At 72.4% G+C, this 10,988-nt stretch carries 10 protein-coding genes; 7 read left to right on the plus strand and 3 right to left on the minus strand.

Features of this window, described 5'->3' with window-relative positions:
• Positions 1-523 (plus strand): PadR family transcriptional regulator (locus tag R2N01_RS09700; RefSeq protein WP_316670638.1); only part of this gene is annotated, 523 nt, incomplete at its 5' end.
• Positions 524-537: 14 nt separating this feature from the next.
• Here R2N01_RS09700 and R2N01_RS09705 read toward each other — a convergent pair.
• On the minus strand, positions 538-993 hold the full coding sequence (locus R2N01_RS09705; protein WP_316670639.1) for a MarR family winged helix-turn-helix transcriptional regulator: 456 nt from the start codon (positions 991-993) through the stop codon (positions 538-540).
• Positions 994-1,117: 124 nt separating this feature from the next.
• Here R2N01_RS09705 and R2N01_RS09710 point away from each other — a divergent pair, with 124 nt between their 5' ends.
• A complete protein-coding gene (locus tag R2N01_RS09710) occupies positions 1,118-2,401 on the plus strand; it encodes a multidrug effflux MFS transporter (RefSeq protein ID WP_316670641.1) in 1,284 nt (427 codons plus the stop codon).
• 133 nt (positions 2,402-2,534) lie between these two features.
• On the opposite strand, the gene R2N01_RS09715 is transcribed toward R2N01_RS09710, so the two are convergent.
• Together R2N01_RS09715 and R2N01_RS09720 are read right to left on the minus strand one after the other, a co-directional pair.
• Positions 2,535-4,475, minus strand: a complete 1,941-nt coding sequence (locus R2N01_RS09715; RefSeq protein ID WP_316670643.1) for a solute carrier family 23 protein — start codon at positions 4,473-4,475, stop codon at positions 2,535-2,537.
• Between the two features lie 107 nt (positions 4,476-4,582).
• A complete protein-coding gene (locus R2N01_RS09720) occupies positions 4,583-5,632 on the minus strand; it encodes a LacI family DNA-binding transcriptional regulator (protein WP_316670645.1) in 1,050 nt (349 codons plus the stop codon).
• 212 nt (positions 5,633-5,844) lie between these two features.
• On the opposite strand from R2N01_RS09720, the gene R2N01_RS09725 reads away from it, so the two are divergent.
• From R2N01_RS09725 to R2N01_RS09745, 5 genes are all read left to right on the plus strand, one after another.
• Entirely contained in the window at positions 5,845-6,855 is a 1,011-nt protein-coding gene (locus tag R2N01_RS09725; protein WP_316670647.1) for a Gfo/Idh/MocA family oxidoreductase, read from the plus strand.
• Complete coding sequence (locus R2N01_RS09730) at positions 6,852-7,658, plus strand: TIM barrel protein (RefSeq protein WP_316670648.1); 807 nt, start codon at positions 6,852-6,854, stop codon at positions 7,656-7,658. Before R2N01_RS09725 ends, R2N01_RS09730 begins: the two co-directional genes overlap by 4 nt.
• A gap of 139 nt (positions 7,659-7,797) precedes the next feature.
• Positions 7,798-9,438 (plus strand): MFS transporter, encoded by a 1,641-nt coding sequence (locus R2N01_RS09735; protein WP_399553275.1) that lies wholly within the window; start codon positions 7,798-7,800, stop codon positions 9,436-9,438.
• 139 nt (positions 9,439-9,577) lie between these two features.
• Positions 9,578-10,225: an SAF domain-containing protein gene (locus tag R2N01_RS09740; protein WP_316670649.1), complete on the plus strand. Its 648-nt coding sequence runs from the start codon at positions 9,578-9,580 to the stop codon at positions 10,223-10,225.
• The coding region (locus R2N01_RS09745) for a hypothetical protein (RefSeq protein WP_316670650.1) at positions 10,222-10,988 on the plus strand (767 nt) is incomplete at its 3' end. The genes R2N01_RS09740 and R2N01_RS09745, both read left to right, overlap by 4 nt.

Below are 10,988 nucleotides of genomic sequence, written 5' to 3' on the forward strand. Positions count from 1 at the left end.
TGCGGGCCTCGCCGCCCGCCGGGGCGGCCCCGCCCACCCCGGCCGCGGCCGGCGCGGCGACGTCCGCCAGGCCGTACTGCGCGTCGTGGCCGAGCAGCCCTCGACCGGGTACCAGATCATGGCCGCCATCGCCTCCAAGTCGCAGGACCTGTGGAGGCCGGGCCCCGGCTCGGTCTACCCGGCGCTCCAGGCCATGACCGACGAGGGGCTGGTCACCTGCCGGGAGAGCGAGGACGGCAAGAAGATCTACACGATCACCGAGGACGGCACGAAGCGCCTCGAGGAGGCGTCCGGGAGGGCCCCGTGGGAGCGCATGACGCGCGACATGGCCGGCATGCTCAAGCTGCGCCCGGCGATGGAGGGCCTGCGCGGTGCCGTCGCACAGGTCGCCCGATCGGGCACGGAGGCGCAGCGCAGGCAGGTCGGGGAGCTCCTCGACGCGACGCGCAAGCAGATCTACCTGATCCTGGCCTCCGACGACGAGGGCGATGCGGGCGACGAGCAGGGATCCGGCGAGGGCTGAGCCCCGCCGGGGCCTCAGCGCCCGGCCCCGTGGCGCAATTGCGCCAGGCGCCCGAGCGGGGCGGCGGCGGCCAGTACGGCCCGCCGCTCATCCCGGCCCAAACCGTCGAGCAGGTCCGCGATGATCCCGGTCCAGGCCCCGTCGATGCGGCGGTGGTCGGTCAGGGCCTTGTCGGTGGCCTCCAGCACTCGGCGGCGGCGGTCGGCCTCGTCCACGCGACGGGTGAGGAGCCCGACGGCGACGAGGCCGCGCACGGTGACGCTGACATTGGAGGGCTTGAGCCCGAGCCCGTGGCTGATCTCGGCGGACGTGGTACCGGGGTGGGCCAGCACCCAGTGGAGCACCTCGACCTCGGCGGCGGTGAGCGGTTCCAGACCGACGTCCGTCACGGCGTCGCGGCGCAGCGAGAAGACGAGGCTGCGGATGGCCGTGGCGAACTCGGTCAACTGGCGCTGGTCGTTCGTGTCCATTCCCTACTCCTCACCCCCGGGCGCGGAGGACCGCCTGCGCGGAACCGCCTGGAAACCTCGTTATATTCTTATAACCAATGCGCCATCACCGGCGCCCGCCCCATCCTCGAGGTAGTCGATCACCGTGTCCCCCGTCAACACCATTCCGGGCTCTGCCGAAGCGGCGGGCGCGCAGCCGGCAGGGAGACGCGCGCTGAGCGGGGCCCCCCTGACGGCCCTGGGCCTGCTCGCCGCCTTCGCGCCCGTCGCGATGGACCTCTACCTGCCCGCCTTCCCGCAGCTGGTCGTCGACCTGCACACGAGCGGCGGCCCCGTCCAGCTGACGATGACGGCCTTCCTGGCCGGCGGATGCATCGGCCAGTTCCTGTTCGGCCCGCTGTCGGACCGCTTCGGACGCCGCACCCCGCTGCTGATCGGCTGCGTCATCGCCGTCGTCGCCAGCATCGCGGCCGCCATGGCCACGAGCATCGGCCTGCTCATCGCCGCCCGTCTCGTCCAGGGTCTCATGGGCGCCGCGGGCATGGTGATCGGGCGCGCGGTGATCGCCGACAGGGCCCGGGGCGCCGAGGCGGCGCGCGGTTTCACGCTCGTCATGCTGGTGAACGGCGTCGTCCCGGTGATCGCGCCCCTCCTCGGCTCGCTGCTGCTGGCCGTGGGCAGCTGGCGCGTGCCGATGTGGTTCATCGTCGTCGTCTCGCTGACCGCGCTGGTCCTCACGATCGCACTGGTGCCCGAGTCGATGCCGCCGCGGCGCCGCGCCGGGATCCGCGCGGCCCGCGCCGCATCGCCCGAGGCCGGGCCGCGTCTCGGGTCGCGCCGCTTCGTCGCCCACGCCGTCTGCTTCGTCTTCTCGTTCTCGACGCTGATGGCCTACATCTCGGGCTCCTCCTTCCTCTACCAGTCGGTGATGGGCTTCAGCTCGTTGCAGTACGGCCTCCTGTTCGGCGCCAACGCCCTCGTGCTCACCGCGGCCAGCACGTACTCGGCCCGCGCGGTGCGCGAGTACGGCCCGGGGCGCCTGCTCAGCATCGGCCTGGCGCTGACGATCATCGGCGCGGCGGGCATGCTGGCCATCGTCCTCAGCGGCATCCCGACGCGCTGGATCCTCATCCCGCTGGCGATCGCCGTGGGCAGTTGCGGCTTCAACCTGGGAAACTCGACTAGCCTGGCCATGTCGGCCGTGCCGGGGGCGAGCGGCCGTGCCAGCGCCCTGCTCGGCGGCTTCCAGTTCGCCATGGCGGCCGTCGTCTCGTCGGTCCTGGGCGCCCTGGAGGGCAGGGGGGCCCTGCCCGTGGCGGGCATCATGGTGGTCACCGGCGCGATCGCCGCCCTGGCCCGCGTCGCGGGCGCCACCGCGCCCTTCGACGGGACGGCCAGGGCCTGGCCCCCGCACCCGGCGAACCGATGACCCCATGACGAGGAGAGACGACATGGCGGCGGCCCGGCCCGGGCCGCCGCGCAGTGCCCCGGGCACCACGGCCCGCAGCGGTCCTGACCCCGGGCGCCCGGGCCCTTCCCGTCGTGGCGGGCCCGGGCCGGGCTCAGCCCCCGAGCTGCTCGAACTTGCGGGCCCAGGCGCTGCGCACCGGATTCGCGTCGGCGACGAGCCGGTCGAAACGGTCCTCGGCGATCTCGACGATCTCGCCCAGGGCGACGCGGCGCTCCAGCTCGGGCGAGTGCTCGATGCGGCGCCAGGCGTCGGCGACCAGCCGCTCGCGCGAGGCGAGGTTGGCCACGCAGACGACGAGCGGCATGCCGAAGCGCTCGCGGTAGGCGGCCGAGGCGGCGGCGATCTCGCCGCGCTGGACGTCGTCCATGCGGTCCAGGGCGATGGAGCCGGTGTCGATCCGCGCCTGGCGGTCGCCCCCGCCCTCCTCGATCAGGTCGGCGATGTCGTAGTAGCCGCCGACGAGGGCCTTCTGCTCGTCGGGGGCGGCCGTGAGGACGGCGTTCTCGAAGGCCTGGCGCAGGGCGGTGACGGAGGCGAAGGGGCGGGCCTGCCCGGCGCGCTCGACGGGCCAGTCGGCGCCGCTGAACAGCGGGCCGAAGGTGGCCGCGAACTCGGCCCCGCTCATCCGGTTGACGGCCTCGAGGCTCACCTTCCTGCCGTTGCTGACGGCGACGTCGGGCGCGCGGTGCGGGCCGACGTGGAAGAACAGGACGTTCAGCACGATGGCGACGACCGCGCCGAGGGTGACGCCGGAGCCGAAGAAGATCTGCAGCCGGCCGGGCACCGTCTCGGCGAGCCGGGGCTGGAGGGTGACGAGCATGGCCAGGCCGATCGAGGTGGACACGATGACGGAGTTGCGGTTGTCGTGCAGGTCGACCGTGCGCAGGGTCTGGATGCCGACGACGGCGACGGAGGCGAACATGGCCAGCGAGGCGCCGCCGATGACCGGGGAGGGGATCGAGTCGACGACCGCCCCGGCCTTGGGCAGCAGGCCCAGGACGATCATGACGGCGCCGGCGGCCGTGACGACCCAGCGGGACTTCACGCGCGACAAGCGCACGAGACCGACGTTCTGCGCGAAGCAGGTGTAGGGGAACGAGTTGAGCACGCCGCCGAGCAGAGTGGACAGGCCGTCGGCGCGCAGGGCGTCGGCGATGTGCCGCGAGGTGATCCGCCTGCCCACGACCTCGCCGGTGGCGAAGACGTCGCCGGTGGTCTCGACGGCCGTGATCGCCATGACGATGACCATCGAGGCGATGCCCGCCGCGGTGAAGCGCGGCGGGCCGAAGTGGAAGGGCGTCGTGACGCCGACGACCCCCGCCCGGCCGACGGCGGAGAAGTCGGCGTCACCGAGGGCCAGGGCGACGAGTGTGCCGGCGACGAGGCCGATGAGCACGGAGATGGTGGCGGCGAAGCCCTTGAACAGCCACTGGACGACGACGATGACGGCGAGCGTGAGCAGGGCGTAGCACAGGCCGCGGACGGTCAGGGCGCCGGCGTCCTGCCCCTCGGCGGCCCCGGTGCCCCAGGCGACGACGTCGGAGGCGGCCACGTTCATCAGGGTGGTGCCCATGACGGTCAGCAGGGTGCCGGTGACCACGGGCGGGAAGAAGCGCAGGAGCCTCGCGACCAGGGGCGCCGCGAGGAAGGTGAGCAGCCCGGCGGCGATGATCGAGCCGTACATGGCGCCGAGGCCGGCGACCCCGCCGCCGTTGGCCAGGCCGATGGCGATGAGAGGGCTCACCGCGGTGAACGTGACGCCCTGGAGCAGCGGCAGGCGCACGCCGATCCGGGGGCCGAGGCCGGCCGACTGGATGATCGAGGCGATGCCGCAGGTGAACAGGTCGGCGTTGATGAGATGGATCGTCGTCGCCGAGTCGAGGCCGAGGCCCGCGGCGATGACCAGGGGGACGACGACTGCGCCGGCGTAGAAGGCCAGCACGTGCTGGACGCCCAGGACGGCGAGTCTGCCCACGGGGGGCACCCGGTCGACCGGGTCCTTCGCCTTCGCGGCGGTAGCGGTTTCGGACATGAGGTGGAGCTCCTGACGACGATTGCCCCCATATTCTCCCGGAGATCGCCCCCGGGGCCCCTCGTCCCCGATTTCCTGAACAGGCGCCGTCCTCGCGCCGGTCGCGTTCACCGGCGCCGCGAGGAGTGCGAGGATCCGGCGTCCTGCGGAGCGGGGCCCGTGCTCGAACGGACGACGAGCCGGACGGGCACGGTGTCGCCGCCCGCTCCGTCGTCGTCCCCGGCGATACGGGCCGTGGCACGGGAGGCGGCTATGGAGGCGAGCGCTCCGGTGTCCTGGTGCACCGACGTCAAGTCCATCGTGCTGCGCGCGGCGATGGAGGAGTCGTCGTAACCCACGAGGGAGACGTCCTGGGGCACTCTCAGACCACGGCGATGGAGCGCCTCCATCACGCCGAGCGCGCAACGGTCGTTGAAGGCGATGATCGCGGTGGGGCGGCGCCCCCCGGCGAGGGCCGAGGCCACGGCCGCGGCCCCCTCGTCCTCGGTGATGCCCGCGGGGACGGCGCGCACGCGCACGCCATCCCCGCTGCCGGCGACCGCCCTCCCGAGGGCGTCCAGACGCTCCCGACCGCCGGCCTCGAGGGCGGCGGAGAAATAGACGATGTCGTGATGCCCGAAGCCGACGAGGTGCTCGACGATCATCCGCATCCCCTCGTCATCATCGGACAGGACCCAGGCGCCGGGCCCCGCAGCGAGGCGCCTGGCGACCACGACGAGGGGGACTCGCCCAGCCCACCCGGCCAGCTCCTCGTCCCCGGTCCGGGGGCCGATGAGGACGACGGCACCGCAGCGGTGGCCGATGAGCTCCTCGACTGCGGTCCGCTCGGACCGTGAGTCCGAGACGGCGGAGAGCATGAGATCGTGCGGGGTGGGGGCGACCGCCGCGTACAGGGCGTCCACGATCTCGTCGTGGAACGGCTGGTGGGTGCGGAAGACGACGCCGATCGCGGTGGGCCGCTGGGAGCGCAGGGAGCGGGCGGGCTCGTTCCGCACGTAGCCCATGGCGGCGGCGGTCTCGAGGATCCTGCGGCGGGTCTCCTCGCCCGGCCCCGGGATGTCCCGGAACACCATGGAGACCAGCGACTGGGAGACACCGACCTCCCGGGCGACGTCCCACATGGTCGGCCGCCTGGCCGAGCCCTTCCCCGCGGCCATCCGCTCTCCCCAGATCCTTCCCGACTGCGGGCCGTCGCGGGCCCGAACCGCGGCGGGTTCCCCGCCACTCCCCCTTGACATTACCCCGGAGGATCAGCGCATAATCATCCCAGACATGAATTCGTACGTATTAATCGTACGTACGAAGCAACACTGTCGTCGTTCCCACCGTCGCAGCCCGTCCCGCACGGGCCCACCAGGAAGTAGCCACCATGACTCGCATCGCACTGGTCGGGGCCGGACGCATCGGCACCCACCACGCCCGCACCATCGCGCGGGAGGTCGAGGGCCTCGATCTGGTCCTCCTCGCCGATCCCCTCGCCCCGCGGCTGGACGATCTCGCCGCCGAACTCGGCGTGCCCGCCATCACCCGCGACTCCTCCGGGACCGTCTCGGCCGACGTCGACGCCGTCGTCATCACCTCGCCGGCCGCCCGCCACGTCGAACTCATCGAGGCCTGCGCCGCCGCGGGCAGGCACGTCTTCACCGAGAAGCCGCTCGCCCTCACCGTCGCCGACGCCGAACGCGCCGCGTCAGCCGCCGGTGAGGCCGGGATCATCCTCCAGATCGGCTTCAACCGCCGCTTCGTCGAGGCCTGGGCATCAGCCGCGCGGGCCGTACGAGCGGGCTCCGTGGGCTCGGTCCAGCGGATCGGCTCCCTCACGCGCGATCCGGGGCCCTTCACAGCCGACCCGGCCCGGATAGCACCCGCCACGATCTTCAACGAGACCCTCATCCACGACTTCGACACTCTCAACTGGCTCAACGCGGGCTCCGAGCCCGTCGAGGTCTACGCGCTCGCCGAGGCCCTCATACGGCCCGACGCCGAGGACTCCGGCTTCCGCGACTCCGCCGTCGTCACCATCCGCTACGACAATGGGGCGCTCGCCACGGCCGAGGCCTCCTTCTGCGCCATGTACGGTTACGACCTGCGCGGCGAGGTCCTCGGTTCCCGGGGCATGGTCCAGATGGGCGAACCGACCTCCTCCGGCGCGCGCCTCTTCACGGCTGCCGGGAAGTCCGTCGCCACCGCCGGCACCGACACCTCCCGGTACCACGCCGCCTACCGCGACGAACTCCGAGTCTTCGCCCGCGCCATCGCCGGAGAAGACGTCGACTACCCGGGTGCTGCCGACGGCGTGCGCGCCCAGAGGATCGCGGCGGCCGCCATCCGCTCAGCCGCCGAGAACCGCCCCGTGACCATCGAGGAGGTCTCCCGATGATCACCGCGGAGGAATCCCCGTTCACCCTGGCCGCCTGCGCCGAAATGGTCTTCACCGATCTGCCGCTGCTGGAGCGCGTCGAGAGAATCGCCGAACGCGGACTCGAGGTCGAGATCTGGGACTGGGCCGGACCCGGGAAGAATCTCAAGGACATGGCCGCCACCGGGGCGGTCTTCGGCTCCATGACCGGTTACGTCACCGGCGATCTCACCGAGGCCGACGGCATCGAGGAGCTCCTGAGCTCGGCCCGGCGCTCGATCGAGGCCGCCGCCGTCATCGGCTGCCCCCGCCTGAACCTCCACGGCACCGGGCTGGACGGCCGCGGCCTGCCCGTCCGGCCCGTCACCGAGGTCACCGGGGCCATGTGGGCCAGGGCGGCCCTCACCTGTGAGAGGATCGCCGCCCTGGGGCGACAGTCCGGAGTCGTGTTCACCCTGGAGAACCTCAATCTGCCGACCGACCACCCCGGTACGCCTTTCTCCCATCCGGGGGACACCCGGGCCCTCGTCGCCGCGGTGGACTCCCCCCATCTGAGAATGAATCTCGACCTCTACCACGCCCAGATCGGCGACGGCCGGCTCATCGACACCTGCCGCGAGTCGCTGCCCTGGATCGGGGAGATCCAGATCGCCGACGTCCCCGGGCGCTGCCAGCCCGGCACCGGAGAGATCGATTACGCGAACGTCGCCTCGGCGCTCGCCGGAATGGGCTACGAGGGTGTCGTCGCCATGGAGGCCTGGGCCGAGGGGGACCCCGCCGACGCCCTGGACACCTTCATCAGCACCTTCACGCCCCGATCCTGATCGACCGTCACGCGTCGGCCCCCTTCCCGGAGGCCTCCGACGCACGGCTGCCGGGACGCGCAGCGCTGGACGTCCCGGCAGCCGTCCAGCACCGTCGCGGCCATCACCGCGCAGCCATCCACCACAGGAGACATCCCCCATGACCACCAGCAATGCGCCGATGACACGGCGCGAGCTCGACGACGCCGTCGAGAGGACCCCGCCTTCCGGCACGAAGCGCACCATCGGTTTCGTCGCCGTCGTCGCAACCCTCGGGTCCTTCCTCTTCGGCTACGACACCGGCGTCATCTCCGGCGCCCTGCCCTACATGTACATGCCCCACGCCGCCGGCGGGCTCCACCTGACAGCCGCCGAGGAGGGCTGGGTCGGCGGGACCCTCCTGCTCGGCGCGGCTCTCGGCGCCCTCCTCGGCGGGCGCCTGTCCGACCGCTACGGGCGCCGCCACAACATCCTCGTGCTCGCCGCGATCTTCTTCATCGGCGCCATCGGCACCGCCGCCTCGCCGAGCATCTGGGTCATGTACCCCTTCCGCGTCGTCCTCGGTTTCGCCGTGGGCGGCGCCAGCGCCACCGTGCCGGTCTACCTGGCCGAGACCGCGCCCAAGCGCATCCGCGGCTCGATCGTGGCCGTCGACCAGGTGATGATCCTCACCGGGCAGCTGCTCGCCTACAGCTTCAACGCGATCATCAACGCCACCTACGGCGGGCCCCGGATCGACATCGTCTCCGACCCGGGCGGCCGCCTCGGGGCGGGTGTGCAGCCCTTCGACAACGTCAACGCCCTGCTCGCCTCCCAGGGCGGCGACCTCGGTTCGGGCGCCTGGTACGACTACGTCTCCGATCTCGTCGTCGGCGGCGGCAACGGCAGCGGCTGGCGCCTCATGCTCGTCCTCGCCTCGATCCCGGCCATCGCGCTGTGGACCGGCATGAGGCTCATGCCCGAGTCGCCGCGCTGGTACGCCAACAACCTGCGGTACTACGAGGCCATCGGTTCCCTCAAGCGCGTGCGCGACACCAGCAGGGACGGATCGATCGCCGAAGAGCTCCAGGAGATGGTCGCCACCCATCGGAGCGAGCAGGCCGAGATCTCCAAGGGGTCGTTCCGGCAGGTCCTGCGCACGCCCTGGCTGCGCAAGCTCTTCCTCGTCGGCTGCTTCCTGGCGATCACCAACCAGACGACGGGCGTCAACACGGTCATGTACTACGCGCCGAAGGTCCTCCAGTACGCGGGGCTGGGCACCTCGGCCTCGATCACAGCCCAGGTCACGATCGGCATCACCGGCGTTCTGGGCGGTCTCGCCGGCCTGTGGCTCATATCCCGTGTCCCGCGCCGGCGGATCCTCATCACCTGCCTGTTCTCCGCCTTCGTGACGCTGGGCGCCATCGCCCTGCTCTTCGCGCGAACGATTCAGCCGGCGCTCGACTCCCACGGCGATCCGCCGATCTGGGCCCCCTTCGTCATCCTCGCGGTCATGGGGCTGTTCATGCTCATCGTCAATGGCGGCAACGGCCCCGTCGTGTGGACGATGCTCGGCGAGATGTTCCCCCTGCGCGTGCGCGGCATCGCCAACGGCTCGGCCGTCTTCATCCTGTGGGTCACCAACGCGATCATCACCTTCAGCTTCCCGCCCATGCTCGAAGCTCTCGGCGGGGCGGTCACCTACGGCATCTACGCCGTCGTCAACCTGGTCTTCGCCCTGATCCTCATCAAGGTCATGCCCGAGACCTCGAGCCTGTCCCTGGAGGAGATCGAGGGCGCGATGCAGAAGCGCTACGGCTGATCGTCGCCACCGGGCCGGTCTCCGGCCCGGTGGCGCACGGAGTTATCCACATTTCGCCGGAGTCCTTGTGGGGGCGCCGGGGGCTCCGGTTGACTTCCGGTACGGGACCAGCGCCGGTCCCGGCGAAAGGCCCACCCCCATGGCTGTCCCGACCCATCAACCGCCCCCGTCCCTGCAACGGACGAGGACGTCCTCACTGCGCGCCCGCCGCAGCCCGCGGCTGATCCTCGTCGGCGTGCTCTGCGCCTGCCTCGGCGGGCTCGGCTGCGCGCTCGCCTGGCAGCAGACGACGCACGCGCACCAGGTGGTCGTCGCCGTCCACGCGCTGGCCAGGGGGGAGCACGTCGACGCCGGCGACCTGACCACGACGAGCATCGGTGCGGCCGTCGGCATCTCCACCGTCCCGGCCGAGCGCCTCGACGCCCTGATCGGGCGCACGGCGCTCGTCGACCTGCCCGCGGGGTCCCTCGTCGCGGCCGAGTCCATCGGCGACCCGCGGATCGCCGACGGCACCTCGGTCATCGGCCTCCACCTGCCGGCAGGACGCGCCCCGAGCACCCTCGCACCGGGCGCGAGCGTGATCATCGCCACCGCCCCGGCCCCGGACGACGAGCCCGACGCGGAGTTCGCCAGGGAGCAGGCGCCGGGCACCGTCGTCGGCTCGCCGGTCCAGGCCAGCGACGGCTCCTGGTCGCTCGACGTGCAGGTCTCCGCGGACATCGCACTGCACTTGGCCTCCCTGGCCTCCGTGGGCCGCCTCGTCGTCGTCCAGACCGGCGGTGCATGATGACCCTCGTCATGCTGTGCTCGGCGACAGGATCGCCGGGCGTCACCACCTCGGCGCTGGCCCTCACACTCGGCTGGCCGCGCAGCGCGCTGCTCGCCGACTGCGACCGCGACCCGGCCCAGAGCGTGCAGGCCGGCTGGCTGCACGCCGAGCCCGTCGCATCACGGGGCCTGGTCGACCTGGCCCAGGCGCACCGCGAGATGCAGCCGATAGCCCCACTGCTGTGGAGCCGTACCATCGATCTCCTCGGCCCCGGGCCCGACGGGACGGACGGCGAGGCGGTCGGGCCGGCCGGGCAGCCGGGCCCGGCACGGCGCTTCCTGCCCGGTTTCACCCACCCCGGCTCGGCAGCCGTCTTCGAGCCGGTCTGGGGCGAACTGGCCGAGGCCCTCGCCGCGCTGTCGGGCAGCGGGGCCGACGTGATCATCGATGCCGGGCGCATCGGGCGCACCGGCCTGCCCCGCCCGCTGCTCGCCGCCGCGGACGCCGTGCTCGTCGTGGTGCGCAGCAATCTGCGTTCCCTGGCCGCCTCGCGCCTGCACCTGCCCGGCCTGCGCGAGTCGATCGACGAGACGGCGCCGGACGCCCGGCCCGGCTTCCTGGTCGTCGGACCCGGCATGCCGTACAGCGACGCCGAGATCGCCCGGCAGCTCGGGCTGCCCGTCGCGGCCGACATCGGCTGGCGCCCGGAGCAGGCGGCGGTGCTGAGCGACGGGCTCCCCGCGCCCAGGCGCTTCGAGCAGCGCGGCCTGCTGCGCAGCGC

Origin of the sequence: uncultured Propionibacterium sp., assembly GCF_963539965.1 — a bacterium.
GTDB lineage: Bacteria > Actinomycetota > Actinomycetes > Propionibacteriales > Propionibacteriaceae > Propionibacterium.